At 46.4% G+C, this 26,702-nt stretch carries 21 protein-coding genes and 1 pseudogene; 9 read left to right on the forward strand and 13 right to left on the reverse strand.

Annotation, left to right across the window (positions count from 1 at the left end):
• Positions 1 to 43: 43 nt before the first annotated feature.
• From hemG to R7127_RS17065, 3 genes and pseudogenes are all read right to left on the reverse strand, one after another.
• On the reverse strand, positions 44 to 571 hold the full coding sequence (hemG, locus tag R7127_RS17055; RefSeq protein WP_005378894.1) for a menaquinone-dependent protoporphyrinogen IX dehydrogenase: 528 nt from the start codon (positions 569 to 571) through the stop codon (positions 44 to 46).
• Positions 572 to 580: 9 nt separating this feature from the next.
• Positions 581 to 2,038, reverse strand: a complete 1,458-nt coding sequence (locus R7127_RS17060; RefSeq protein ID WP_005378893.1) for a TrkH family potassium uptake protein — start codon at positions 2,036 to 2,038, stop codon at positions 581 to 583.
• A gap of 46 nt (positions 2,039 to 2,084) precedes the next feature.
• Positions 2,085 to 2,707, reverse strand: a pseudogene (locus R7127_RS17065) (YigZ family protein).
• 261 nt (positions 2,708 to 2,968) lie between these two features.
• Here R7127_RS17065 and fadB point away from each other — a divergent pair.
• The 3 genes from fadB to R7127_RS17080 all read left to right on the forward strand — a co-directional run bounded on the left by fadB (position 2,969) and on the right by R7127_RS17080 (position 7,561).
• Entirely contained in the window at positions 2,969 to 5,140 is a 2,172-nt protein-coding gene (fadB, locus tag R7127_RS17070) for a fatty acid oxidation complex subunit alpha FadB (protein ID WP_172563439.1), read from the forward strand.
• 14 nt (positions 5,141 to 5,154) lie between these two features.
• On the forward strand, positions 5,155 to 6,330 hold the full coding sequence (fadA, locus tag R7127_RS17075) for an acetyl-CoA C-acyltransferase FadA (protein ID WP_006743176.1): 1,176 nt from the start codon (positions 5,155 to 5,157) through the stop codon (positions 6,328 to 6,330).
• A gap of 250 nt (positions 6,331 to 6,580) precedes the next feature.
• Entirely contained in the window at positions 6,581 to 7,561 is a 981-nt protein-coding gene (locus tag R7127_RS17080) for an MDR family oxidoreductase (protein ID WP_025768943.1), read from the forward strand.
• A gap of 52 nt (positions 7,562 to 7,613) precedes the next feature.
• On the opposite strand, the gene R7127_RS17085 is transcribed toward R7127_RS17080, so the two are convergent.
• Both R7127_RS17085 and R7127_RS17090 read right to left on the reverse strand, forming a co-directional pair.
• Positions 7,614 to 8,558 carry a LysR family transcriptional regulator gene (locus R7127_RS17085; protein WP_017821924.1) on the reverse strand — a complete coding sequence of 315 codons (945 nt, stop codon included), beginning with the start codon at positions 8,556 to 8,558 and terminating at the stop codon, positions 7,614 to 7,616.
• A 167-nt stretch (positions 8,559 to 8,725) separates the two neighbouring features.
• Positions 8,726 to 8,908 carry a hypothetical protein gene (locus R7127_RS17090; RefSeq protein WP_005378880.1) on the reverse strand — a complete coding sequence of 61 codons (183 nt, stop codon included), beginning with the start codon at positions 8,906 to 8,908 and terminating at the stop codon, positions 8,726 to 8,728.
• 133 nt (positions 8,909 to 9,041) lie between these two features.
• On the opposite strand from R7127_RS17090, the gene tusA reads away from it, so the two are divergent.
• Complete coding sequence (gene tusA / locus R7127_RS17095) at positions 9,042 to 9,290, forward strand: sulfurtransferase TusA (RefSeq protein ID WP_005378879.1); 249 nt, start codon at positions 9,042 to 9,044, stop codon at positions 9,288 to 9,290.
• Between the two features lie 44 nt (positions 9,291 to 9,334).
• Here tusA and R7127_RS17100 read toward each other — a convergent pair whose 3' ends face one another.
• Together R7127_RS17100 and R7127_RS17105 are read right to left on the reverse strand one after the other, a co-directional pair.
• Entirely contained in the window at positions 9,335 to 9,595 is a 261-nt protein-coding gene (locus tag R7127_RS17100; protein ID WP_005378878.1) for a hypothetical protein, read from the reverse strand.
• Positions 9,596 to 9,755: 160 nt separating this feature from the next.
• Entirely contained in the window at positions 9,756 to 10,310 is a 555-nt protein-coding gene (locus R7127_RS17105; protein WP_005378877.1) for a TMEM165/GDT1 family protein, read from the reverse strand.
• A 484-nt stretch (positions 10,311 to 10,794) separates the two neighbouring features.
• Between R7127_RS17105 and glyQ the strand changes: the two genes are divergently transcribed.
• The 4 genes from glyQ to R7127_RS17125 all read left to right on the forward strand — a co-directional run bounded on the left by glyQ (position 10,795) and on the right by R7127_RS17125 (position 17,577).
• Positions 10,795 to 11,712 (forward strand): glycine--tRNA ligase subunit alpha, encoded by a 918-nt coding sequence (gene glyQ, locus R7127_RS17110; protein ID WP_005383818.1) that lies wholly within the window; start codon positions 10,795 to 10,797, stop codon positions 11,710 to 11,712.
• Between the two features lie 13 nt (positions 11,713 to 11,725).
• Complete coding sequence (glyS, locus tag R7127_RS17115) at positions 11,726 to 13,792, forward strand: glycine--tRNA ligase subunit beta (protein ID WP_262585141.1); 2,067 nt, start codon at positions 11,726 to 11,728, stop codon at positions 13,790 to 13,792.
• A gap of 217 nt (positions 13,793 to 14,009) precedes the next feature.
• Positions 14,010 to 16,094 (forward strand): alpha-amylase, encoded by a 2,085-nt coding sequence (locus tag R7127_RS17120; protein ID WP_213962124.1) that lies wholly within the window; start codon positions 14,010 to 14,012, stop codon positions 16,092 to 16,094.
• Between the two features lie 229 nt (positions 16,095 to 16,323).
• Positions 16,324 to 17,577: a valine--pyruvate transaminase gene (locus R7127_RS17125; RefSeq protein ID WP_005378868.1), complete on the forward strand. Its 1,254-nt coding sequence runs from the start codon at positions 16,324 to 16,326 to the stop codon at positions 17,575 to 17,577.
• Positions 17,578 to 17,704: 127 nt separating this feature from the next.
• On the opposite strand, the gene R7127_RS17130 is transcribed toward R7127_RS17125, so the two are convergent.
• The 6 genes from R7127_RS17130 to dnaA all read right to left on the reverse strand — a co-directional run bounded on the left by R7127_RS17130 (position 17,705) and on the right by dnaA (position 25,526).
• A complete protein-coding gene (locus R7127_RS17130) occupies positions 17,705 to 18,142 on the reverse strand; it encodes an Hsp20 family protein (RefSeq protein WP_005378857.1) in 438 nt (145 codons plus the stop codon).
• A 533-nt stretch (positions 18,143 to 18,675) separates the two neighbouring features.
• On the reverse strand, positions 18,676 to 19,092 hold the full coding sequence (locus R7127_RS17135) for a GreA/GreB family elongation factor (protein ID WP_025768940.1): 417 nt from the start codon (positions 19,090 to 19,092) through the stop codon (positions 18,676 to 18,678).
• Positions 19,093 to 19,435: 343 nt separating this feature from the next.
• Entirely contained in the window at positions 19,436 to 21,853 is a 2,418-nt protein-coding gene (gene gyrB, locus R7127_RS17140; RefSeq protein WP_104979886.1) for a DNA topoisomerase (ATP-hydrolyzing) subunit B, read from the reverse strand.
• Between the two features lie 13 nt (positions 21,854 to 21,866).
• Positions 21,867 to 22,946, reverse strand: a complete 1,080-nt coding sequence (gene recF / locus R7127_RS17145) for a DNA replication/repair protein RecF (RefSeq protein ID WP_005378839.1) — start codon at positions 22,944 to 22,946, stop codon at positions 21,867 to 21,869.
• A 9-nt stretch (positions 22,947 to 22,955) separates the two neighbouring features.
• Positions 22,956 to 24,056: a DNA polymerase III subunit beta gene (gene dnaN, locus R7127_RS17150; RefSeq protein ID WP_005394106.1), complete on the reverse strand. Its 1,101-nt coding sequence runs from the start codon at positions 24,054 to 24,056 to the stop codon at positions 22,956 to 22,958.
• Positions 24,057 to 24,119: 63 nt separating this feature from the next.
• Positions 24,120 to 25,526: a chromosomal replication initiator protein DnaA gene (gene dnaA, locus R7127_RS17155; protein ID WP_005378835.1), complete on the reverse strand. Its 1,407-nt coding sequence runs from the start codon at positions 25,524 to 25,526 to the stop codon at positions 24,120 to 24,122.
• A 412-nt stretch (positions 25,527 to 25,938) separates the two neighbouring features.
• Here dnaA and R7127_RS17160 point away from each other — a divergent pair, with 412 nt between their 5' ends.
• Positions 25,939 to 26,685 carry an amino acid ABC transporter substrate-binding protein gene (locus R7127_RS17160; RefSeq protein ID WP_005378831.1) on the forward strand — a complete coding sequence of 249 codons (747 nt, stop codon included), beginning with the start codon at positions 25,939 to 25,941 and terminating at the stop codon, positions 26,683 to 26,685.
• The last annotated feature ends 17 nt before the right edge of the window (positions 26,686 to 26,702 follow it).

Genomic DNA, 26,702 nt, shown 5'->3' on the forward strand with positions numbered 1-26,702 from the left:
CGGATAAATTTGCATCAAAAGCGGTCAAAAGAGCACGTTATTTCTACAGTTCTCTGAATTTATCTGCGAAAAGAGCCACTTTTTCCCAATTGGTGTACTCCACCTCTTTGGTCGTATCGGTTTCGCCACCCGTCATCGACATAATGAACCTAATCATAGTTCTGTCGAACCAGCTATAACGTGGGTAATAAAGTGCACCAGCAAAAACACCGATTAGCGTTGGTTTCCAAGGCGACTTAATTAGGAACTTGCGAATGTAGGCACTACCTTCAGGTGTATCCTTTCCTTGGTCCTCTTTACGAGCGGTTAAGTTTACGCAGAAAAATGCCACTTTATTTTGCTCCAATTGATTGAGGTTTCGCTCAATAAACTGGTATAGCTTTTTATTAAGATGGCCATAGCGAATAGAGGCGCCTATCAATACTCTGTCGTATTGGCTGAAGTCAATCGTCTCAACATTATGTAAATCCACCAGCTCACAATCGAAATCTGGAAGTTGTTCATCTATATAGTGGAGAATTTTTTTAGTCTGCCCTTCGCGGGAAGAGTATAGAAATAATGCTTTTGCCACGATTTCCCCTTAGCTACGCCAAAACGTCGGCGTAAGTAGAATAAGTAAGGTAAAGATTTCCAAACGACCAAACAGCATAGAAACTATCAATACCCATTTTGCTTTGTCGTTAACATCACCAAAGTGAAGCGCCACTTCTCCCAAGCCAGGACCGAGGTTGTTCAGAGTCGCAGCCACCGCTGAGAACGCACTAAGCTCATCCATTCCTGTTGCAATCAACCCCAACATACAAACCACAAATACCAATGCGTATGCGGAGAAGAAACCCCAAACCGCATCGACAACACGTTGCGGTAGGGCACTACCACCAACTTTGATGGTGTAAACCGCGCGTGGATGGACTAAACGTTTTAGTTCACGCGCACCTTGTAAGGTAAGAAGCAGGATACGGATCACTTTCATGCCGCCGCCTGTTGAACCAGCACAACCACCTATAAAGGAAGAGAACAATAACAGCACAGGTAAGAAGAGCGGCCAATCCGCAAAACCTGTTGTCGTAAAGCCCGCTGTTGTGGATATTGATACGGTTTGGAACAGAGCCTGATCGAAAGCATCGTATGTCGATGTGTAAGAGTGATGTTTCAGTAATAATAGAAAGCAAATGATAAATAGCAGCACTTGAATAAACAAGAAGGCGCGAAACTCAGGATCTTTCCAGTAATACTTGGGATGTACGCCACCTGATGCAAATGCAGCAAAGTGCAGTGTGTAATTACATGCAGATATAAGCAGAAAAACCACCGTAATCAGGTTAATCGCGTAACTATCAAAGTATCCGATGCTGGCATCGTGGGTAGAAAAGCCGCCAATAGCAATGGTGGAAAAGCTGTGACTGATGGCGTCAAATGGCGTCATACCAGCTAACCAAAAAGCCGAAGCACAGGCGATAGTCAGGCTCAAATAGATGTACCAAAGCGCCTTAGCAGTTTCTGCTATGCGCGGCGTCACTTTAGTATCCTTGACTGGACCTGGGATCTCGGCGCGGTAAAGCTGCATACCACCGATGCCAAGTACTGGCAAAATCGCCACCGCTAATACGATGATTCCCATACCGCCGAACCACTGCAGTAACTGTCGATAGAATAGAATCGCTTTAGGTAACTCATCCAAACCAACAATAACGGTCGCCCCGGTCGTAGTGAGAGCAGAAAACGATTCAAAAAACGCATCTGTCACTGAGACGTTCGGGTTGTCAGCAATGAGAAAGGGGATCGAGCCTGCACTGCCAAGTACTGTCCAGAATAAGACGACAATAAGAAAGCCATCTCGAGCTTTAAGCTCGTGCTTATACCTGCGGTTTGGGTACCAACAAACGGCCCCACAAAACAGCAGAACAAAAAATGTCGTGACAAAAGGCACACCAGCACCATCTCGATAGATCAGCGCAACGAGTGCTGGCGCAAGCATAGTGACACTAAAGAGTGCGAGCAGTAGCCCGACGATTCGAATAATTGAACGAAATTGCATGGATAAATTGACTAGCGAAGCTGTCCCTGTTGCTTCCTGTTTTTCATTATTGTCCGTCTAGCGGAGTGACAATTGCCTTTGCCCCGCTTTTATTGATGATTGCTTGGGTAAACGCGCTCACTTCTCGAAGCTCAATTTCCACCACTAATACGACCTGATCGCTGTATTCAGCCTCGACTTCTATCGCACCAAATTGCGGCATGATTGATTGTGCGATAGGCATAAACCCATAGTCTAACGTTAGTCTGAGCTTTGTGGTTATTTTTTTCTCAATAGTTTGAAGCAGCTTGAGCGCTTGTTGAACCCCCCCCCATACGCTTTAACCAAGCCGCCTGTACCTAACTTGATTCCACCAGAGTATCGCGTGACCACAGCCGTGATCTCCCCCACACCAGATCCAGACAGCTGAGCAAGGATCGGTTTACCTGCCGTCCCTGAAGGTTCTCCATCATCACTAAAGCCCCACTGCATCGAATCTTCTGGTCGACCAGCAACAAAGCCCCAACAGTTATGTCTAGCATCAGCGTGTTTAGCTTTGATTTGATCAACAAATGCTTTTGCAGCTTCGATACTTGGCGTGTGTGCCAAATAAGTAATGAAGACGCTCTTTTTAATTTCTTCTTCAAATTGAGCGGGCTCTGCTGGAATCAGATAAGGCTTGTCATTCATAGGATTATGGATTCAGGTCTATTTGCCTGAAGTCTATCACGAGTGTGATTTACCCGTCGCATAAGATCTGCCACAGCGCACAATGTTAAACACTTGTTTAAAAAATGTATTGAAATTAGACAATCCACGATCCAAACTAACTTTACTGGTCAAACCAGAACAAAAATAAAACGACTTCCTCGATACCTATTTGCCGAGGTACACGGCGTCGTTGAAATAGGTATACAGACAATCCACGATTGTATGTCATGGAGATAGACAATGATTTACCAAGCCGAAACCCTACAGGTAAAGGAAATACAAGATGGTATTGCAGAGCTAAGCTTCTGCTCTCCAAAATCCGTCAACAAACTCGACCTAGCGACATTAGAATCGCTAGATAAAGCTCTTGATGCGCTCATTGCCCATCAAGGCCTCAAGGGGTTGTTGCTCACTTCAGATAAAGACGCATTCATTGTAGGCGCAGACATTACCGAGTTTTTAGGTCTGTTTGCTAAAACGGATGCCGAGCTCGACCAATGGCTGCAATTTGCTAATAGCATCTTTAACAAATTAGAAGACTTACCCGTTCCGACCATCTCAGTGATCAAAGGCCACGCTCTTGGTGGCGGTTGTGAATGTGTGCTAGCAACAGACATGCGTATTGGTGACAAAACCACCAGCATCGGCCTACCAGAAACGAAACTGGGAATCATGCCTGGCTTTGGTGGTTGTGTACGCTTGCCTCGCGTTATTGGCGCAGACAGCGCAATGGAAATCATCACCCAAGGTAAAGCATGCCGAGCTGATGAAGCATTGAAAATTGGCTTACTCGATGCTGTTGTAGAGACTGATGCTTTATACGAATCAGCACTACAAACTCTTAACTCTGCAATTAACGAGAAACTTGACTGGCAAGCACGCCGAGCACAGAAAACATCTCCGCTAACGCTGAGTAAGCTTGAATCAATGATGAGCTTCACCATGGCGAAGGGTCTGGTGGCACAAAAAGCAGGTCCTCACTACCCTGCCCCAATGACAGCCGTTATCACGATTGAAGAAGGTGCTCGCTTTGCACGTAATGAAGCGTTAGACATTGAACGTAAGCACTTCGTGAAATTGGCTAAATCGGAAGAAGCAAAATCACTCGTTGGCCTATTCCTTAATGATCAATACATCAAAGGCATTGCGAAAAAAGCAGCGAAGTCAGCAAGTAAAGACACGCAACGTGCAGCCGTATTAGGTGCAGGTATCATGGGTGGCGGCATTGCTTACCAATCAGCGCTAAAAGGTGTGCCAGTCTTAATGAAAGACATCGCGCAAGGGTCGCTCGACCTAGGCATGACTGAAGCATCTAAGCTGCTGAATAAACGCTTATCTCGCGGTCGCATTGATGGCTTTAAGATGGCGGGTATTTTAGCGTCAATCACACCGAGCTTACATTACGCAGGTATTGAAAACTCTGATGTGATTGTTGAAGCTGTCGTTGAAAACCCGAAAGTAAAAGCAGCAGTTTTAAGTGAAGTTGAATCCCATGTCGGTGACGACACCGTTATCACCTCAAACACCTCAACGATTCCTATCAACCTATTGGCAAAATCACTAAAACGCCCAGAAAACTTCTGTGGTATGCACTTCTTCAACCCAGTGCATCGTATGCCTCTTGTTGAGATCATCCGTGGTGAGCACACCTCTGATGAAACCATCAATCGTGTTGTGGCGTATGCTGCGAAAATGGGCAAATCACCAATTGTCGTTAATGACTGCCCAGGGTTCTTCGTTAACCGCGTATTGTTCCCATACTTTGGCGGCTTCAGCATGCTACTTCGTGATGGTGCTGACTTTACGAAAATCGACAAAGTCATGGAGCGTAAGTTTGGCTGGCCGATGGGACCGGCGTACTTGCTTGACGTAGTCGGCATTGATACCGCGCACCACGCACAAGCTGTGATGGCTGACGGTTTCCCTGAGCGTATGGGTAAACAAGGTCGTGATGCGATTGATGCACTGTTCGAAGCAGACAAATATGGTCAGAAAAATGGTAATGGCTTCTACAGCTACACCATAGATAAAAAAGGTAAGCCGAAGAAAACCTTCTCCGAAGCGATCTTACCGGTACTTGCTGACGTTTGTGCCGATAAGCAGGACTTTGACGATCAGACCATCATTCAACGTATGATGATTCCAATGATTAACGAAGTGGTGCTGTGCCTACAAGAAGGCATCATCGCGACTCCGCAGGAAGCAGATATGGCATTGGTTTATGGTCTTGGTTTCCCTCCATTCCGCGGTGGCGTATTCCGCTATCTAGACAGCGTGGGTATTGCTGAATACGTTGAAATGGCAAAACAACACGCCGAGCTAGGTGCGATGTACCAAGTACCGCAAATGCTGATTGATATGGCGGCGAAAGGTGAAAGCTTTTACGGTGCACAACAGCAAGGTTCTATCTAAGGAGGGATTCTAAAATGACTAATCAAACAAGAAATGTTGTCGTAGTCGATTGTCTACGTACTCCAATGGGTCGCTCTAAAGGTGGTGCTTTCCGTCATACACGAGCAGAAGATCTATCTGCGCGCCTAATGAAAGGCATTCTTGCGCGTAACCCACAAGTGAACCCAAGCGAGATTGAAGACATCTACTGGGGCTGTGTACAGCAAACACTAGAGCAAGGCTTTAACGTTGCACGTAATGCGGCGCTGCTTGCTGGTCTGCCGATTGAAATTGGCGCCGTGACGGTGAACCGCTTGTGTGGCTCATCAATGCAAGCGCTTCACGACGGTACACGTGCCATCATGACTGGCGATGCTGAAATCTGCCTAATTGGTGGTGTTGAGCACATGGGGCATGTGCCAATGAACCACGGTGTAGACTTTCACCCAGGTATGTCAAAGAACGTAGCAAAAGCTGCGGGTATGATGGGCTTAACGGCTGAAATGCTTGGTAAATTACATGGTATTAGCCGTGAGCAACAAGACGAGTTTGCCGCTCGCTCTCACGCTCGTGCGCACGCAGCAACCGTAGAGGGTCGTTTTAAAAACGAAATTCTACCAATTGAAGGCCACGCAGCAGACGGCACACTGTTCACTCTGGATTACGACGAAGTGATTCGCCCTGAAACATCCGTTGAAGGTCTATCTCAACTTCGCCCAGTGTTCGACCCTGCAAACGGTACAGTAACAGCCGGTACATCATCGGCTCTGTCTGATGGTGCATCAGCGATGTTGATCATGAGTGAAGAGAAAGCCAATGAGCTTGGCTTGAAGATTCGTGCACGTATTAAAGGCATGGCCATTGCGGGCTGCGATCCTTCTATTATGGGTTACGGTCCTGTACCTGCGACGAAAAAAGCGCTCAAGCGTGCCGGTCTTTCAATTGAAGACATGGATGTGGTTGAGCTAAACGAAGCATTTGCCGCGCAGTCTCTGCCGTGTGCTAAAGACTTAGGCCTGCTTGATGTTATGGATGAGAAGGTCAACCTTAACGGTGGTGCGATAGCATTGGGTCATCCACTAGGCTGTTCTGGTTCACGTATCTCAACAACGTTGATCAACCTAATGGAAGCGAAAGACGCGAAATACGGTCTGGCCACCATGTGTATCGGTTTGGGTCAGGGCATTGCGACAGTATTTGAACGACCATAACAGTTCAAGACGTTGTTGTAGTGATCGAGCCAACAATCATAAGCAAATGAACTAGTACTAAAATTTTTAGTATTACACTTAAGGGCGACAATTGATGTCGCCCTTTGTTTTACATCAAACATGCATGAAGAGCATACATTAAATGCTCAAGTTTCATTTTATTCATAGACAAAGAAGACATACACTTAGACCAGTTGATATCTTGCTGCATGTGACCCAGAGTCATGCTACCGCACAATCGGAGAACCTTATGTTTAATGCTCTAGTTCTAAATCAAGAAGACAAACGTACTATCGCTAACATCGAGCAAATCGATGAAACACAACTGCCTGAAGGCGACGTTCTGATTGACGTTGATTACTCATCGTTAAACTACAAAGACGGTCTTGCGATCACAGGTAAAGGTAAAATCATCCGTAACTTCCCGATGGTGCCAGGTATTGACCTAGCAGGTACGGTAGTAAGCTCAGAAGACGACCGCTACCAAGTTGGTGACAAAGTTGTCCTTACTGGCTGGGGCGTGGGTGAAAACCACTGGGGTGGTATGTCTCAGCGTGCTCGTCTAAAAGCGGATTGGCTAGTACCACTACCAAAAGGTCTAGACAGCAAGAAAGCAATGATGGTTGGTACTGCTGGCTTCACTGGTATGCTGTGTGTTCAAGCACTGCTTGATGCAGGCATCAAACCTGAAAATGGCGAAATCCTAGTAACTGGCGCAAGTGGCGGTGTAGGCTCAGTCGCAGTAACGCTTCTAGCACAGCTTGGCTACAAAGTTGCTGCAGTGACAGGTCGTGTAGAGAAAAATGGCCCGCTACTTGAAAAACTAGGTGCTAGCCGCATCATCGACCGTACTGAATTTGAAGAACCAGCACGTCCGCTTGAAAAACAAGTATGGGCAGGTGCGGTTGATACTGTAGGCAGCAAAGTACTAGCAAAAGTATTGGCGCAAATGGATTACAACAGTGCAGTTGCAGCTTGTGGTCTTGCAGGTGGTTTTGATCTACCAACCACAGTGATGCCGTTCATCCTACGTAATGTTCGCCTACAAGGTGTGGACTCAGTAATGTGCCCAACAGAGAAACGTATCGCTGCATGGGAAAAGCTGGTAGAGCTACTACCAGACAGCTACTTCGAGCAAGCGTGTACTGAAGTTGCTCTTGCTGAAGCACCGAAATATGCAGAAGACATCACCAACGGTCAAGTAACGGGTCGTGTGGTTATCAAGCTATAAACACTGACTCAGTGTAAACAGACGAAGAGCCGGCATTGCTGGCTCTTTTTTGTTAGCAGTTCAGTCCCATATCTTCGATACGTTTAGCTATCAGACGACTACACTCTTCACGCACAATCGTTCTTAACCATTCTTGAGCGGGAGAATGCTCGCAACGCGCATGCCAAATCATCGAGTATTCAAACGGCGTGAATTGGAATGGTAACGGTTTCACCACCAAGTCATAACGCTCGGCAACCAGATACGCCAAATCCGCTGGCACTGTGATGATAATTGGCAAGGTATCCATGATCGCCAATGCGGCTTCTAAATGGTACGCCCGCAGGACCATTTTACGCTTAGGTTTCTCCATCAAAGCTTGTTCGATCAGTGCCTTAACACCATCACTGATGGCGATCATGGCATGTGGATGACTCAGATAATCATCCAAGCTCATTTCTTTATTCGCTAATGGATGCTGTTTTGAAAGCATACACAGCACCCCCACTCGCCCCAACACTTCACTGCGTAGAGGCTCCACCGGGCCTGTCGGGCGACAAATCGCTAAGTCTGCACCTTCATAAGTGAGCTGATCTGATAAACGGTCGTGTTGCAGTGGTAAGAAGTTGAAAGACACGTTTGGCGCTTCTTGGTAAATTCTCGGCAAAGCGAACGGTAAGATCGTTTGCATGGCATAGTCGGTGGTCACGATGTTGAAAGTCTGTACGCATTGCAATGGGTCAAACTCAACCGGAGATAACAACTGACGTAAAGACTCTAATGGTTCGCCCAATGAGCGATCGATCTCTAACGCTTTCTGAGTTGGGATCAAATGCTGTCCCTGACGAGTAAACAGCGGGTCTCCCAATAAGTCGCGTAGACGACCAAGCACACGACTCATTGCCGATTGACTCAAGTTCAGACGTGTTGCCGCCTTACTGACACTGTTTTCTTCTATCAGTACTCGCAACGCAACCAGTAAATTTAAATCTCGGCGATAGATGTCTTCCAGTTCCACGAATTAGCCACTTATTTTGTATGTGTTTGGGTAAATTGTACTCTTTAGGCAAAAAAAATCCCGCCTTTCAGCGGGGAAGCCCAAGAAAAATGGGGATAGTGTCGGAATGAAGTGTCGGTAAAAATAGGTGAGCGTTATTAAAAGCATTCTGATCCAAGCAAGAAGCGCTAATTTTCTTGCTCAGATGCGCCAGACCATCTGCGCATCTCGATCCAAATCCCAATAATAGTGGCAACCATGCCTACTAGAGGCGTCAAAGAGGTGTCAGCTGGCGTCCTGAGTACCAATGCACAAAACGAGATAAAACACAGCACTGAGTAAATCGTAAGTCTGTCTAACGCTGTTAACATTGCCTCTCCCTTGCCAGTTGTTACCAAATTGTTAATTTAAGGTAAAACAAAAAATTCGGTTTGCCAAGTGGTTATTGAATATTTTTTCAACGAAAGTAAAATTCAACGCTCAGTTAGTTACGAGAATCACACTATGAGCTTTAATCCTGAACTGGCAAACAAGACATTAGAGGCGGAAGGACTGCGCTGCCCAGAGCCAGTGATGATGGTCAGGAAGACAATTCGCAACATGCAAGATGGTGAGATTTTGCTGGTCAAAGCAGACGATCCATCCACAACTCGAGACATTCCGAGTTTCTGCCGCTTTATGGACCATCAATTAGTTGCGGCACAAACGGAGCAAGTTCCGTATCAGTACCTGATCAAGAAAGGATTGGAATAATCTGGTCGAACTAAAAACGGCAGCCTATATTGGCTGCCGTTTGTTTATTCGTCGTATTCGAGTGTGCGAACTTCTGATTGGAGCTTGTTAAGTTGTTTCTTCATTGCCCGCATCTCTTCATGCATAGGAATGATGTGAGCGACACGAATCCACGCTTCTACTGTCAATCCAGTAAGAACGAACGATCCTGCTACAATCGGTAACCACATATCAGTTAGCACCATCGCTAGTAAACACAGCGCTAAACCAAAAGTGAATAAATAACTCTGACTCTTCGGGGACATCCCCATGTAACGTGTAAGCATAAACTTGCCCTCTCGCTATCATTCACACCATTAAACTACCATGACAAGTATGACACTTATATGTCATCCGTCACGCAACGGAACGATTTTGAGTCAGAGTTTGAACTCGCGCAGCACGCCACTAATGATTGATAACTCACATCATTTCACGTGCAAAAAATCAGAACAGTGCAGCCCCTATTGCCAGAGCAATAAACAAAAATGCGGTGATTTTACGGATCAGCCCTAAAGGCATCTTGTCGGCCGACAATTTACCAATCAGGACCACAGGTACATTCGCCAGCAGCATACCGATTGTGGTACCGATAATCACCAAACTTAACGCATCCGCGTATTGCGCCCCTAAGATGGAAGTGGCGATCTGAGTTTTATCGCCTATCTCCGCAACGAAGAACGCGATAAAGCTGGCAATAAATGGGCCTCGATTAGAAATCTGCTCGTCATCATCCAGTTTGTCCGGGATCAGAACCCAAGCCGCCATCGCGACAAAACTGACCACCAGCACCCACTTTAAAATCTCAGGTGATAGATAGTCTGCGACAACCACACCTAACCATGCAGCCAAAGCGTGGTTGGCAATAGTTGCCAAAAAGATTGCTGCAATAATTGGGATTGGTTTTCGGTAACGACTTGCGAGTAATAGAGATAGCAATTGGGTCTTATCGCCAATTTCTGCTAACGCTACAGTAGTAATTGAAATAGCTAAAACGCTCACGACATGCTCATTGGGGCAGGGATTATTATTTTTAACCGAAGACAAACCTCACGCCCCTACCCCGGTTCGTGATGATTTGTCTAAGGTCTTGCTAAACTTGAAAGGCTTCAAGTCTCGAACGCCATGGTGATTTTGCACCAATTATGTTGACGGACGAACCAGATGAAACAGAAACTTCATCAGGTAAGCTACTCCCCAAAGACAGGCGCAATTCTAGCCACCTTTGTTGCGCTTCTCAAGAGCCAAAGCAGGCAAAAACTCCCTTTTAGGAAAAATACAGCAGATAACGCGGTAAAAATTCATTAAAGGAGAAAATCGCCCACGAATTAATCAAGATTAGCTCTACTCCCATGCTCAATATCTGGTTATACTAGATTGTTAATTTATTCAACCGTAATTACTCTTTATCGCCGTTGTTAGAGTTGAAAAACTCGGCATAGATGACGAATTAACGAGTAACAAGAGAATCGCGCGAACCTGACTTATGCAAAAATACGATATCAAAACCTTCCAGGGAATGATCCTCGCGCTGCAGGATTATTGGGCTCAAAATGGTTGTACCATTGTTCAACCGCTAGATATGGAAGTGGGTGCGGGTACCTCTCACCCAATGACCTGTCTACGAGCGCTTGGCCCAGAGCCAATGTCGACAGCTTACGTACAACCTTCACGTCGTCCTACTGATGGCCGTTACGGTGAAAACCCTAACCGTCTTCAGCACTACTACCAATTCCAAGTAGCGCTAAAACCATCGCCTGACAATATTCAAGAGTTGTACCTTGGCTCCCTTGAAGTTCTTGGTATTGACCCTCTTGTACACGACATCCGTTTCGTAGAAGACAACTGGGAAAACCCAACACTAGGCGCATGGGGTCTGGGCTGGGAAGTTTGGCTAAACGGCATGGAAGTGACTCAGTTTACTTACTTCCAGCAAGTTGGTGGTCTTGAGTGTAAGCCAGTAACTGGTGAGATCACTTACGGTATCGAACGTCTAGCAATGTACATCCAAGAAGTAGACTCTGTTTACGACCTAGTTTGGAACATCGCACCAGACGGCAGCAAAGTGACTTACGGTGACATCTTCCACCAAAATGAAGTAGAGCAATCGACTTACAACTTCGAGCACGCAGACGTTGAATTCCTATTTGGCTTCTTCGAACAGTGTGAAAAAGAGTGTAAAGAGCTACTTGAGCTTGAAAAGCCACTGCCACTACCTGCTTACGAGCGCATCCTAAAAGCCGGTCACGCATTCAACCTACTAGACGCACGTAAAGCGATCTCAGTAACTGAACGCCAACGTTACATCCTACGCATCCGCAACCTGACGAAAGCAGTTGCAGAAGCATACTACGCATCGCGTGAAGCTCTTGGCTTCCCAATGTGTAAGAAAGAACAAGCGTAAGGGGTAGAGTAACATGGCAAAAGAATTTCTAATCGAGCTAGGTACAGAAGAGCTACCACCAACGCAACTTCGCACTCTAGCTGAAGCATTCGCAGCAAACTTCGAAGCAGAACTAAAAGGCGCTGAGCTTGCTCACGAAGGCGTGAAATGGTTCGCGGCACCTCGTCGTCTTGCACTTAAAGTCGCAGCACTAGCAGACAGCCAGTCTGACAAAGTTGTTGAAAAGCGTGGTCCTGCGGTTTCTGCAGCGTTTGACGCGGAAGGCAACCCAACAAAAGCGGCTCAAGGCTGGGCACGCGGTTGTGGCATCACGGTTGACCAAGCAGAGCGCATGGCTACAGACAAAGGTGAATGGCTACTGTTCAAACAAGAAGTGAAAGGTCAGCCAACGTCTGAGATCGTAGTTGAACTTGCAGCGAAAGCACTAGCAAACCTACCTATCGCAAAGCCAATGCGCTGGGGTAACAAAACGACTCAATTTATCCGTCCAGTTAAGACGCTAACCATGCTAATGGGCAGCGACCTAATCGAAGGCGAGATCCTTGGTGTCGCTTCTGACCGCACTATCCGTGGTCACCGCTTCATGGGTGAGCAAGAGTTCACTATCGATTCTGCTGAACAATACCCTGAGATCCTAGAAGAGCGCGGTAAAGTAATGGCAGATTACGAAGCGCGTAAAGCAATCATCCTCGCTGACGCACAAAAAGCGGCAGCAGCGGTTGGCGGTATCGCTGACCTAGAAGATGACCTAGTAGAAGAAGTAACGTCTCTGGTTGAATGGCCAGTGGTACTAACAGCGAAGTTTGAAGAAGAGTTCCTAAAAGTGCCTTCTGAAGCGTTGGTTTACACCATGAAAGGTGACCAGAAGTACTTCCCTGTTTATGACGAAAACAAGAAGCTACTACCTAACTTCATCTTCGTATCGAACATCGAATCAAAAGAGCCTCGTTACGTAATCGAAGGTAACGAGAAAGTAGTTCGCCCTCGTCTTGCTGACGCAGAGTTCTTCTTCAACACAGACCGTAAGCGTCCGCTTATCGACCGTCTACCTGAACTAGAGCAAGCGATCTTCCAAAAGCAACTGGGTACGATCAAAGACAAAACAGACCGCATCACAGAACTTGCTGGCTACATTGCTGAGCAAATCGGTGCTGACGTTGAGAAATCAAAGCGTGCTGGTCTACTAGCAAAATGTGACCTAATGACCTCAATGGTATTCGAATTCACGGATACTCAAGGTGTTATGGGTATGCACTATGCTCGCCACGACGGTGAAGCAGAAGAAGTTGCAGTCGCACTGAACGAGCAATACATGCCTCGTTTCGCAGGTGATGAACTACCATCTAACGGCGTTTCAACTGCAGTTGCAATGGCAGACAAGCTAGACACTATCGTAGGTATCTTCGGTATTGGTCAAGCGCCTAAAGGCAGCGACCCATTCGCACTTCGCCGCGCATCTCTAGGTGTACTACGTATCATCGTTGAATACGGCTACAACCTAGATCTTGTTGACCTAGTCGCGAAAGCGAAGTCACTGTTTGGCGACCGCCTAACCAACGACAACGTTGAGCAAGACGTTATCGAGTTCATGCTTGGTCGTTTCCGTGCTTGGTACCAAGACGAAGGCTTCAGCGTAGACATCATTCAAGCGGTTCTAGCTCGTCGTCCGACGAAACCAGCAGACTTCGACCAACGAGTTAAAGCGGTTTCTCACTTCCGTGAACTAGAAGCAGCAGAGTCTCTAGCAGCAGCGAACAAACGTGTAGGTAATATCCTAGCGAAATTCGACGGCGAACTAGCAGCAGACATCGACCTAGCACTTCTACAAGAAGACGCAGAGAAAGCACTAGCAGAAAGCGTTGAAGTAATGACTGAAGCGCTAGAGCCAGCATTTGCTACAGGTAACTACCAAGAAGCCCTAAGCAAGCTAGCTGACCTACGTGAACCAGTTGATGCGTTCTTTGATAACGTAATGGTAATGGCAGACGACGAAGTACTTAAGAAGAACCGTCTGACACTACTGAACAACCTGCGTAACCTGTTCCTACAGATCGCAGACATTTCTTTGCTTCAAAAGTAATTCATTACTCTTCGAAGTGATTAAGAAATAACTAAAAGGGAAGCTGATGCTTCCCTTTTTTGTTGCCTTCAAACCGATGAAGGTGACGCTTATTATTCATTTTGTGAACAAGACTAAAATTTGTAGGGTGAGACGCGTTTAACTTGTTGGTGTAGAGCTCGGATTGTAGAGGCACAGTTTTGCTATAACTGGACTGTTTATTCGGGGGAAGGACACAATGAAAAAAACAATTCTCGCACTCTCTATCGGTCTACTGAGCGCCTGCAGCCAGATACCAGAAAATGCCATCGTATTAAACGTTGGTGATGACACTGCTGTTTTTGAGGAAAACTCACAAGGCTTACTTGTCGCTGAGCAAAAACTCGAAAAAGGCAGCTACACCTTTACCATTGCCGACAGTAATCAAAGCTGTGGCAGTAGCTTTGCCCTAGCAGAAGAAGATCGCATCAAATTCAATCGTCCATTAAAAATGGATAACTGCGCCACTGACGCAGAAATGCCGCTGCGCATCTTCAAAGCCAATACCTATCAATTTACGCTCAATCCAACCACCAATGAGCTGACGGTAAAAATCAAACCAAAACAGAGTCAGGACATCACCTACTCTTGCCCTGTCGCAACTGACACGCCAAAAACCATCAACGTTGCCCAAACCTTTAATGATGGCACTGTCGTTCGTGATGCCTTAACCGGACAAGAAACCACTGTCGCCAATGGCAGCGTCACCATGCAACCGGGTCCTATGAGCCAAGGTCTATTGCTGCTAGAAGAAGTTGAACAGCAAGCCGACAAACCGTTCAGTTGGGACAATGCGACGGTGTACTTCGTCATGACCGACCGCTTCTACAATGGCAACCCAGACAACGACAACAGCTACGGTCGCAGCAAAGACGGAAAATATGAGATTGGTACCTTCCACGGTGGTGACTTATCGGGTCTAACGAAAAAACTCGATTACATCGAATCACTTGGTGTCAATGCTATCTGGATAACCTCACCACTGGAACAAATCCACGGCTGGGTTGGCGGCGGCGATAAAGGCGACTTTAAGCACTACGGCTACCACGGCTACTATCACCAAGATTGGACCAAGCTTGATGCCAACATGGGTACCGAAGATGAACTCAGAACCTTCGTCGATACTGCCCATAAGAAAGGTATCCGCGTGATTTGGGATGTGGTCATGAACCACACAGGTTATGCGACATTAGCAGACATGCAGGAATTCGGATTTGGTCAGCTTTACCTTGATGACCAAGAAGCCAAAGAAGTCTTTGGTGAAAAATGGACCGACTGGCAGCCAAAATCAGGACAAAGCTGGCACAGCTTCAACGACTACATCAAATACGGTGATAGCGAAGCGTGGGATAAATGGTGGGGCAAAGACTGGATTCGCACTGACATTGGTGACTACGATGCTCCGGGCTACAACGACATCACCATGTCTTTGAACTACCTACCGGATCTCAAAACCGAATCGACTCAGAAAACCGGATTACCAAACTTCTTCCGCAATAAAGACACCAATGCGCAAGATGAGCTGCAAACCCCACGTGAACATCTGATTACGTGGTTATCCGATTGGGTGCGCGACTATGGCATTGACGGCTTCCGTGTCGACACCGCTAAACACGTTGAAATGGAAGCGTGGGCAGAGTTGAAAGCCAGCACCACCCAAGCGCTTGCTCAATGGAAACAAAACAACCCGGACAAAGCCTTGGATGACCTACCTTTCTGGATGACAGGTGAAGTATGGGCACACAGCGTGGTGAAAAGCCCGTATTTCGATAACGGCTTCGACTCCATCATCAACTTCGAGTTCCAATCTGATGTAGCACCAAAAGCGCTGAAGTGTTTCGCTCAACTTGATAATGATTACCGCCGTTATGCAGAACGCATCAATACCGATCCTGAGTTCAATGTGTTGAGCTACCTGTCTTCACACGATACACAGCTGTTTTGGTCGGCTCGCAGCCGCAGTTTTGATGACCAAGCTCGTGCCGCGAATGCACTGATGCTGGCTCCCGGTGCAGTACAGATCTATTACGGTGATGAGATAGCTCGTGATTTTGGCATTACTGGTTCAGACACCCACCAAGGCACACGCTCAGATATGCCATGGGATAAGATTCATGGCGAGCGAGAAGATCTACTGCAACATTGGCAAAAGTTGGGCGAATTCCGTAAACGCCACCCAGCGGTAGCTCAAGGTAAGCACATCACTCGCAACCAAGAAGGTTACTACGCGTTCGAACGCCAATACCAAGACGACAAGGTGCTGATTGTTTACACCGGTGAGTAAATCACACTCTCTCCACCAGCAAGGGAAGCATAAGCTTCCCTTTTTTATTGTTCTTTTTGCCCTTTTGTCTCGTTCCTCTGGTCTGATGACGCACTTTTTTCTTTTTCGGCTTAATTCACACTTTGCGTTAATTACACATTGAGGTAAGGTCAAGGATTACTCGATAAGCCGATAAAACATCGGCATAAACATACACAAAGCAATCACAATGAATTAGGTATAAGTCAGCATGCAGTTCTCAAAGTTTGGTGAAAAATTTAATCAGTATTCAGGTATTACGCAGTTAATGGACGATTTGAACGATGGTCTGCGCACACCAGGTGCCATCATGCTCGGTGGAGGTAATCCTGCCGCCATTCCTGCCATGCTCGATTACTTTCACCAAGCCAGTGAGGAAATGCTCGCCAGTGGGGAGCTCGTCGCCGCCCTCGCCAACTACGATGGCCCGCAGGGTAAAGACGCGTTCGTCAAAGCGCTAGCTCAGTTATTCCGTGAAACTTACGGCTGGGATATTTCCGAAAAAAACATCAGCCTAACTAACGGTAGCCAAAGTGGCTTTTTCTACTTGTTCAACTTGTTGGCAGGTAAACAGCCAGACGGTTCGCACAAGAAAGTGCTACTGCCTATCGCGCCTGAATACATCGGTTATGGTGATGCTGGCATTGATGAAGATATCTTTATCTCTTACCACCCAGAAATCGAGCTGTTAGATAACGGCCTGTTTAAATACCACGTCGATTTTGAGCAGCTAACCGTCGACGACTCTGTTGCGGCAATCTGCGCGTCTCGCCCAACTAACCCAACGGGTAATGTACTGACAGATGAAGAAGTACGTAAGCTGGACAAGCTAGCACGTGAGAACAACATCCCACTGATCATCGATAACGCCTACGGTCTACCTTTCCCGAACATCATCTTTGAAGATGTCGAACCGTTCTGGAATGAAAACACCATCCTATGCATGAGCCTATCTAAGCTTGGTTTACCGGGCGGGCGTTGTGGCATTGTGATTGCGAGTGAAGAAATCACTCAAGCGTTAACCAATATGAACGGCATCATCAGCCTAGCGCCGGGCAGTGTTGGTCCAGCGCTAGCAAACCATATAATTGGCAAAGGTGATCTGCTTAAACTGAGTTCAGAGGTGATTAAGCCGTTCTACAAGCAAAAATCACAACGTGCGGTTGAACTGCTCCAACAAGCAATTACCGATGAGCGATTCCGCATCCACAAGCCGGAAGGCGCTATCTTCTTGTGGTTATGGTTTGATGAACTGCCAATCACAACAATGGAACTGTACCAACGCTTGAAAGCGCGTGGCGTATTGATTGTCCCTGGTGAATATTTCTTTATTGGTCAGCAAGACGAGTGGGATCACGCGCACCAATGCCTGCGTATGAACTACGTTCAAGATGATGAGATGATGCAAAAAGGCATTGCGATTATCGCTGAAGAAGTGGAAAAGGCTTACCGCGAAGGTAAATAGACGGATTGAACTCAGCCGTTCTTCTCTTTGAAATTACGGCTTTAAAATAGCGGATTTGAAAACCCCCAAACTAAAAAGAGCGCCGATATGGCGCTCTTTCTCATTCTATAACCGGGTGGTTAACTGATTAGTTGTTCTCAATCAGGTTGTTACCACCGATAGCAATCTTACGTGGTTGCATGGCTTCAGGGATTTCACGAACTAAATCGATATGAAGCAGACCGTTTTCCATTGATGCACCCACGACTTTTACGTAATCCGCTAGCTGGAATTTACGTTCAAAATCACGTTCTGCAATACCTTGGTAAACGTAGTTTTTGCCTTCTTCTGCTTTACGTTCGCCCTTCACAATCAACATGTTTTCGTTTTGAGTCAGATCGAGCTGTTCTTCAGCAAAGCCAGCAACGGCCATAGTAATACGGTAGTTGTGCTCGTCTTTTTGCTCAATGTTGTATGGAGGGTAACCGCCAGAAGTATTTTTCGCTGTATTCGCTTCCATCAGGTTTAGTAGACGATCAAAGCCAATTGCATTACGGTATAGTGGTGAGAAATCTACATTACGCATAAATCTATCCTCTTAATTAAGCAATAGTCTTAGTTCAGATGAGTTTCATCCTACTGGCGTGTTTATGCAAAAACCAACGCCGAACTAAGAGATTCTTATCATTCCACTGGCCTTGGTTTGGCTCGGAGACATGATATTGAATCTAAAGGTTTAAGTTGTGTGCTAAAACGCCATATCCTCTTCTGAGCGATCTCGTTTTAGCGATTTCAGAGGGCTGGTCTTCTAGTCTCTAGCAAGCCAGTCACCCTCTTCACAACTAGATATAAGGTCGTCAAAAATGACTTTCAAGGGAAAAAATAAAAAATTTTTAAAGCATCCACTATCCCCTTGAACAGCTTAGTTCCTCATCACTTCGCGATCAGTGATAAAAAGCCCGCCGTTCTGGAGGGCTCAATCTACACTTTACTTGCGGGAGGATTTACGCGCTTTTACAACGCCCTTTTCTGCCGCCTTTTCCTGCTTTAGTTTGCGCTTTTCTTTTAGACTCAACTGCGGTTGTTTCTTTTCTTTCTTACTCATGACTTCACCTCTATTTATTGGCACAACAGACAACCACACAGCATTTTCTGAGCTGGTGGCTGCGATTGATGAACAATTTCAGTAATCACAAAGCAGCGTCGCTGATTAAAAATTTCCACTTCGAGCGCATCATTTTTAGCTCGACCTAACAGTCGAGACCCCAAATAAGAATCGACCGCGAGCATACCTGTCATGGGTTGCCCCTTACGCGAGCTGACCAATGTCATGCGATATTGATAGGCGCGTTCAACATCCACTAAGCGAACCGTGTCCCCAACCGCAATACGAGCTCGGTTACGGCAATGGGCTTGTTGCTCGCAGGTTTCAAATAGCGATAACAACCTTAGTGGTGATTGATAGGTTAAAAAGCGACTGGTTAACCACCAAGTTCGCAGCGCCAAGCAGTACGCCGAGAACCAGCGTTCAAACATGATTATTTCCTTCTTAATGCCTTGTCTTACAAATAAATTCAGTGCATTGAACCGGAAGTGCATCACTTCCGGCTTAGTTCAGGAAAGTCATCACCATTTTCTTAGTCTCCTTAATCAACAGCTCTTCAGCACTATAGCGAGCAGAAAAAAGAAAGCAAAAGCGCTCAAGCGAACAAAATGGCGAGAAAAAAAGAAAACAGATATAAAATGGCAGGCTTGATCGCGTTGTTGGCAGTTAGTACCAGAAAAACATCCGCTTTAGCAGAAAGTGGCGATTTTAGCTGGTGGTAAAACAAAAAAAGCAGCGATTTCTCGCTGCTTTTTACTATCACGAACAGTGTCGTTATACGTCTAGGTTCGCTACTTTCAGTGCGTTCTCTTCGATGAAGTTACGACGAGGCTCTACTTGGTCACCCATTAGCGTCGTGAACAGTTGATCTGCGCCTACCGCATCTTCAATCGTTACCTGCATCATACGACGTGTTTCTGGGTCCATGGTGGTTTCCCAAAGTTGGTCTGGGTTCATCTCACCTAGACCTTTGTAGCGCTGACGGCTTAATCCACGCATTGACTCTTTCACTAACCAGTCAAGCGCTTCTGCAAAGTTTGCCACTGGCATAGTACGCTCACCACGTTTGATGTACGCGCCTTCTTCCAGAAGTCCATCAAGTGCTTCTGATAGATCGGCCAACTTGCCGTACTCTTTCGAGTTTAGGAAGTCGATGCTAATTGCATGTCCGTGCGTCACGCCGTGAGTACGAACCACAATCTTAGGCAAGTTTAAGCCTAGCTCTTCGTGCTGCTCAACTTCGTAGCTGTACTGACTTGCACCCACTTCTTTCGCATTCAGCTGTTCAATAAGCTGCTTCGTCCAAGCTTCCACAACTGATGCGTCATGGCATTGCTCTGGCGTTAGGCGAGGAGTGTAAATCAACTCGTTTACCAAAGCACTTGGGTAGCGACGGCTCATACGTTCCGCCAGTTTAATACCCGCATTGTACTGTTGAACAAGCTTCTCTAGTGCTTCACCTGCCAGTGCAGGTGCTTCTGCGTTTACGTGTAGCGATGCATTGTCCAGAGCCAATGATACTTGGTATTGGTTCATCGCTTCTTCATCTTTGATGTACTGCTCTTGTTTGCCTTTTTTCACTTTGTATAGTGGTGGCTGAGCGATGTACACATAGCCACGCTCGATAAGCTCTGGCATTTGACGGTAGAAGAAGGTCAACAGTAGCGTACGGATGTGCGAACCATCGACATCGGCATCGGTCATGATGATGATGTTGTGGTAACGAAGCTTGTCCGGGTTGTACTCGTCACGACCGATACCACAACCTAGTGCGGTGATCAGTGTTGCTACTTCTTGAGAAGATAGCATCTTGTCGAAACGTGCTTTTTCTACGTTAAGAATCTTACCTTTTAGCGGTAGGATTGCTTGGTTCTTGCGGTTACGGCCTTGTTTTGCGGAGCCGCCTGCCGAATCACCCTCCACTATGTATAGTTCAGAGAGTGCCGGATCTTTTTCCTGACAGTCTGCAAGTTTACCTGGAAGACCAGCTAGGTCTAGTGCACCTTTACGGCGCGTCATTTCACGAGCTTTACGCGCAGCTTCACGTGCACGTGCTGCATCGATGATTTTCGAACAAACCATCTTCGCTTCTGTCGGGTTCTCAATCAGGAACTCAGACAGTTTTTCACCCATTGCAGACTCAACAGCTGATTTCACTTCAGAAGAAACTAGTTTGTCTTTTGTTTGGCTTGAGAACTTAGGATCAGGCACTTTCACCGAAACAACCGCAGTTAGGCCTTCACGCGCATCGTCGCCTGAAGTCGCTGTTTTCGCTTTCTTCGAGAAACCTTCTTTATCCATAAAGCTGTTCAATGTACGTGTTAGCGCAGCACGGAAACCAGCAAGGTGAGTACCACCATCACGCTGTGGGATATTGTTGGTAAAGCAGAAGATGTTCTCTTGGAAACCATCGTTCCATTGCATCGCCACTTCAACTGAAATGCCGTCTTCACGCTCAGAGTTAAAGTGGAAGATTTTTTCGATGATTGGCGTTTTGTTGGTGTTTAGGTGATCAACGAACGCTTGAATACCACCTTCATACATGAAGTGATCATGTTTGTCCGCTTCACGTTCATCAACCAATTTGATCGACACACCAGAGTTCAGGAATGACAGTTCACGCAGGCGTTTCGCCAGAATGTCATAGTGGAACTCTGTGTTAGAGAACGTCTCGGCACTTGGCCAGAAACGAATTTGTGTACCGGTTTTATCCGTATCACCCACAACGGCTAGTGGCGCTTGAGGCTCACCATGGCGGTAGGTTTGCGTATGGATATGGCCACCACGATGAATCGTTAGCTCAACTTTCTCTGATAGTGCGTTTACTACTGAAACACCTACCCCGTGAAGACCACCCGATACTTTGTATGAGTTATCGTCGAACTTACCACCCGCGTGAAGAACCGTCATGATTACTTCTGCTGCAGAGACATTTTCCTCTGAGTGGATTTCTGTTGGAATGCCACGACCATCATCGCTAACGGAAACCGAGTTATCCTCATGAATTGTCACAACGATGTCTTTACAGTGACCTGCCAACGCTTCATCAATTGAGTTATCCACCACCTCGAAAACCATGTGGTGAAGGCCGGTGCCGTCGTCCGTATCGCCGATGTACATTCCTGGACGCTTACGTACCGCATCCAGACCCTTCAGTACCTTAATACTCGATGAATCGTAATTTTCAGACATGAGTTTCTCTCTTCTAGTTTGACTCTATCCTGCCATGTTCCACATGAAACAATTTACCGTTATCGTCCAACATATCGGCGATTTGGCTTTCAGTGATAGAGCTTACAAATACTTGTGCGCCCGTCTCTTTTAAGCAGTCAGCAAGACGCTTGCGACGTTGGCTATCTAATTCCGACGCGAAGTCATCAATTAGGTAAATGCATTGTTTACCGGCCATCTCTGTCAGGTGTTGCCCTTGCGCTACACGCAATGCACACACCATGAGTTTTAATTGACCGCGTGACAGAACATCTTCAACGGGCGTTCCGTTCACTTTAATGCGCAAATCAGCTTTGTTTGGGCCACTAAAGGTGTATCCCAATGCCTGATCACGCTCAAAATTCTTTTCTAGTATCTCGTGGTATGGAGTGTCTTTATCCCAGCCACGATAATACTTCAATTGGATCTCAAATTCTGGCAAAAATGTCTGACAGATAGTTTCTGCGACAGTTTTCATCTGCTCGATGTAACTTGCTCGCCATTGGCTGATGTTTTCAGCCAATCCTGCCATTTCCTGATCCCAATAACTGAGCTCACGATAACTATTGGCGGTTTTCAACAACGCGTTGCGCTGCTTGTTCAGGCGCTTGAACCTTCCCCATGCTTGATAAAAAGCGGGCTCGGTATGAAACACGCCCCAATCAATAAACGCACGACGATGTTTAGGGCCATCTGTCAGTAAATCAAACCCTTCTGGGTGTATCAACTGCAGAGGCAGAACTTGTGCCAGCTGCGCTAATTTTTGTCCAGATTGACCGCCTATTTTAACCTCTGTTGAGCCATCACGCTGCTTATTAATGCCGATAGGTAGCTCAAATTGATCCGAGTTCAAAAAACGACCATGAACAAACAGTTCGTCACACTCATTTTGTATCACTCGTCCGGTGAGAGAGCTCTTGAATGAGCGGCCATGCCCGAGCAGATAAACCGCTTCTAAGACACTGGTTTTACCGCTGCCGTTCGGCCCGATAAGAAAGTTAAAGCCTGCTGATAACTCAATATCACAGGCTTTAATGTTTCGAAACTGCTGAATGATGAGACGAGAAAGAGGCATTCAGTTGGCTTATAGACGAATTGGCATCACCACGTACATGGCACTGTCATCGTCGGCATTTTCAATCAACGCGCTAGCGTTAGCATCCGACATCGACACACGTACATTTTCACAACGCAACGTGTTCAGGACATCAAGTACATAGCTTACGTTAAAGCCGATTTCGATGGCGTCACCTTCAAAGGTTACATCAAGCATCTCTTCCGCTTCTTCTTGTTCTGGGTTATTCGCGGTTATGCGCATTTCAGTATCAGCCAGATTCACACGCACGCCACGGAATTTTTCGTTGGAAAGAATAGCAGCGCGAGAGAAGGCTTGGCGCAACTCGTCACAACTTGCTATTAGTGTCTTATTGGTGCTCTGAGGCAATACACGGCGGTAGTCAGGGAAACGACCATCAACCAACTTAGAGGTAAAAGTAAAGTTATTCACCTCAGCACGAACATTGGAGCTACCGATCTGAAGTACTACAGGCTGCTCTGGCGCATCCATCAACTTTACTAATTCTTGCACACCTTTGCGTGGCACGATGATTTGCTTCTGCGCAAAGTCCGCACCTAGCTGAGTTTGCGATACCGCCATACGGTGGCCGTCCGTCGCCACGCTGCGTAACGTGGTGCCGTCAATTTCAAACAACATGCCGTTGAGGTAGTAACGAACGTCTTGATTCGCCATCGAGAACTGAGTTTTGTCGATCAGCGTACGTAGATCGGCTTGGCTCAGTGATACTTCCACTTCGCTTTGCCAGTCTTCAATATTAGGGAAATCGTTCGCAGGAAGCGTTGCCAATGAGAAACGGCTGCGACCAGAGCGAACTTGTACGCGATCACCTTCTAATACAAATGTGATGATCGCATCGTCCGGTAAACCACGGCAGATATCGAGAAACTTACGCGAAGGAACGGTAATGCTGCCCGCTTCAAAATCACCTTCTAGCGTCACTTTGCTTACTAACTCTACTTCAAGATCGGTTGCCGTCATCGACAATACGTTCTCTTCTACTTTAAGAAGTAGGTTACCCAAGATTGGCAGAGTTGGTCGGCCACCTAAAGCGCCCGAAACCTGCTGTAGCGGTTTGATTAAATGACTACGTTCAATGGTAAATTTCATGCTTGGCTCTTTACGCTGTCAGCTCAATAAATGATTTGCTTAGAATACCGTTATTCTAACCGATTACGAAGACAGGGTGCGAATCAAGTTAGAGTAATCTTCTTTAATGTCGTGGCTCTCTTCACGCAGCTGCTCAATCTTGCGACAAGCATGAAGTACGGTCGTATGATCGCGGCCCCCAAACGCATCGCCAATTTCAGGCAAGCTATGGTTGGTTAGTTCTTTTGCTAACGCCATGGCCAGCTGACGAGGACGCGCAACAGAACGAGAACGACGCTTAGACAGCAAGTCCGCTACTTTAATCTTGTAGTATTCCGCCACTGTCTTTTGAATGTTATCGATCGTCACCAGCTTCTCTTGTAGAGCAAGCAGATCGCGCAGCGCTTCACGAACAAAATCAATCGTAATTGGACGACCAGTAAAGTTCGCGTTCGCGATAACACGGTTCAGTGCACCTTCGAGCTCACGAACGTTCGAACGCAGACGCTTGGCAATGAAGAATGCCACTTCATCAGCAAGGTGGATTTGGTGATCTTCGGCTTTTTTCATCAAGATCGCCACACGCGTTTCAAGCTCAGGCGGCTCGATCGCAACAGTAAGACCCCAACCAAAGCGAGATTTAAGACGATCTTCAACGCCATTAATTTCTTTAGGATAACGGTCAGACGTTAGAATGATCTGCTGATTACCTTCCAATAGTGCGTTGAAGGTATGGAAGAATTCTTCTTGTGAACGTTCTTTATTAGCAAAGAATTGGATGTCATCGATAAGGAGTGCATCCACACTGCGGTAGTAGCGTTTGAATTCTTCAATCGCATTGTTTTGAAGCGCTTTCACCATGTCTTGCACAAAACGTTCTGAGTGCATGTAGACCACTTTTGCGTTCGGGTTGTTATCCACAATCGCGTTACCCACCGCATGCAATAAGTGGGTTTTACCCAAACCCGTGCCGCCGTATAGGAATAGTGGGTTGTAAGCTGCACCTGGGTTATCCGATACCTGACGCGCCGCAGCCAAACCCAGTTGGTTCGACTTACCTTCAACAAAGTTGTCGAACTTGTGTTTTGGGTTCATGTTTGAGCGGTGATTGATAGCCGCAATCGCTTGAGCGTCGTCATCCCAGGTTTTGTGTACTGGCTTACGCGCCTGTAATTGCGCAGGTGCAGATGACTCGGCAGCCACATCTGCAGGCGTACGTGTCGGCGCTGGTTTTGGAGCAGAGACAGGTCGGCTCCCCACTTCAAAACGTAAGTTAGGAATATCGCCACCGCAGTATTCCTGCAGTAAGCGAGTAATATTGTTCAGATACTTATCACGCACCCAGTCCAACACAAAGCGGTTTGGCGCGAATAGAGTGAGAGTATTGTCATTGAGCTCCGCTTGTAGCGGACGAACCCACATGCTGAATTCTGTAGCTGGTAGCTCTTCTTGAAGCTGCTGCAAACATTGCAGCCAAAGCGAAGATGACACGGTGCCCCCACTGAGTAATTGAATTATCGGAAAAGACTGGCAATTTTACCTGTTGATAACCAAGATCGCCAGCGATTGATCGACGTTCCAGTGAATAAGATCCAAGTTATTCACAATTATTTCTGCAAACTTGATGAGATCAACACACCTTGCCCCAAATTTGCCCACACAACGATCCACAATTGGGCAAAATTCACAAGATCGAGCGATTGGTGATAAGTCTGTGTATTATTTTATTCCCAATGCTGATTTTGTCGATCATTTCGCTAGGTTCAGTTCGCATTTTCGTCACATTTAACATTCTTCTTCTATTATCTAATAACTCACAGGTCTAGGTTATTGCTCTTGGTTATTTATTTAATTGAGCTAACTAACAGTAGTATTTCCAACCATAAAATTATGGAGATGTATTATGAAAAACTGGATTAAGGTTGCCGTTGCAGCCATTGCACTGTCGGCAGCAACCGTACAAGCCGCTACTGAAGTCAAAGTTGGTATGTCAGGTCGCTACTTCCCGTTTACTTTTGTAAAGCAAGACAAGCTACAAGGCTTTGAAGTCGACATGTGGGATGAAATCGGTAAACGTAACGATTACAAAATCGAATACGTAACAGCCAACTTCTCTGGTTTATTTGGTCTTTTAGAAACTGGTCGTATCGATACGATCTCCAACCAAATCACCATGACTGATGAGCGTAAAGCTAAATACCTATTTGCTGACCCTTACGTTGTAGATGGCGCACAAATTACCGTGCGTAAAGGCAACGACAGCATCAAAGGTGTTGACGATCTTGCGGGCAAAACCGTTGCGGTCAACCTAGGCTCTAACTTTGAGCAACTACTGCGTCAATACGACAAAGACGGCAAGATCAACATTAAAACGTACGACACAGGTATCGAACATGACGTGGCGCTCGGTCGTGCAGACGCGTTTGTAATGGATCGTCTTTCTGCGTTAGAGCTGATTAAGAAAACTGGCCTTCCTCTGGAATTGGCAGGTGAACCGTTTGAGACCATTCAAAACGCATGGCCTTTCGTTGACAACGAGAAAGGTCGTAAGCTGCAAGAAGAAGTAAACAAAGCACTGGCTGAGATGCGCGCAGATGGTACAGTAGAGAAAATTTCCGTGAAGTGGTTTGGCGCTGACATCACGAAATAAGAACTCTTTGTACTTTA

Source organism: Vibrio sp. 1159 (assembly GCF_033340395.1).
GTDB classification, from domain to species: domain Bacteria; phylum Pseudomonadota; class Gammaproteobacteria; order Enterobacterales; family Vibrionaceae; genus Vibrio; species Vibrio alginolyticus.

Excerpts from the sequence above, each read along its gene's own strand:
- R7127_RS17060 (WP_005378893.1), bottom strand. The coding sequence starts at position 2,038 with ATGCAATTTCGTTCAATTATTCGAATCGTCGGGCTACTGCTCGCACTC.
- fadA (WP_006743176.1), top strand. The coding sequence starts at position 5,155 with ATGACTAATCAAACAAGAAATGTTGTCGTAGTCGATTGTCTACGTACT.
- R7127_RS17160 (WP_005378831.1), top strand. The coding sequence starts at position 25,939 with ATGAAAAACTGGATTAAGGTTGCCGTTGCAGCCATTGCACTGTCGGCA.
- fadB (WP_172563439.1), top strand. The coding sequence starts at position 2,969 with ATGATTTACCAAGCCGAAACCCTACAGGTAAAGGAAATACAAGATGGT.
- glyS (WP_262585141.1), top strand. The coding sequence starts at position 11,726 with ATGGCAAAAGAATTTCTAATCGAGCTAGGTACAGAAGAGCTACCACCA.
- R7127_RS17100 (WP_005378878.1), bottom strand. The coding sequence starts at position 9,595 with ATGCTTACACGTTACATGGGGATGTCCCCGAAGAGTCAGAGTTATTTA.
- glyQ (WP_005383818.1), top strand. The coding sequence starts at position 10,795 with ATGCAAAAATACGATATCAAAACCTTCCAGGGAATGATCCTCGCGCTG.
- R7127_RS17125 (WP_005378868.1), top strand. The coding sequence starts at position 16,324 with ATGCAGTTCTCAAAGTTTGGTGAAAAATTTAATCAGTATTCAGGTATT.
- R7127_RS17130 (WP_005378857.1), bottom strand. The coding sequence starts at position 18,142 with ATGCGTAATGTAGATTTCTCACCACTATACCGTAATGCAATTGGCTTT.
- dnaN (WP_005394106.1), bottom strand. The coding sequence starts at position 24,056 with ATGAAATTTACCATTGAACGTAGTCATTTAATCAAACCGCTACAGCAG.
- gyrB (WP_104979886.1), bottom strand. The coding sequence starts at position 21,853 with ATGTCTGAAAATTACGATTCATCGAGTATTAAGGTACTGAAGGGTCTG.
- tusA (WP_005378879.1), top strand. The coding sequence starts at position 9,042 with ATGAGCTTTAATCCTGAACTGGCAAACAAGACATTAGAGGCGGAAGGA.
- recF (WP_005378839.1), bottom strand. The coding sequence starts at position 22,946 with ATGCCTCTTTCTCGTCTCATCATTCAGCAGTTTCGAAACATTAAAGCC.
- R7127_RS17090 (WP_005378880.1), bottom strand. The coding sequence starts at position 8,908 with ATGTTAACAGCGTTAGACAGACTTACGATTTACTCAGTGCTGTGTTTT.
- R7127_RS17120 (WP_213962124.1), top strand. The coding sequence starts at position 14,010 with ATGAAAAAAACAATTCTCGCACTCTCTATCGGTCTACTGAGCGCCTGC.
- R7127_RS17080 (WP_025768943.1), top strand. The coding sequence starts at position 6,581 with ATGTTTAATGCTCTAGTTCTAAATCAAGAAGACAAACGTACTATCGCT.
- R7127_RS17135 (WP_025768940.1), bottom strand. The coding sequence starts at position 19,092 with ATGTTTGAACGCTGGTTCTCGGCGTACTGCTTGGCGCTGCGAACTTGG.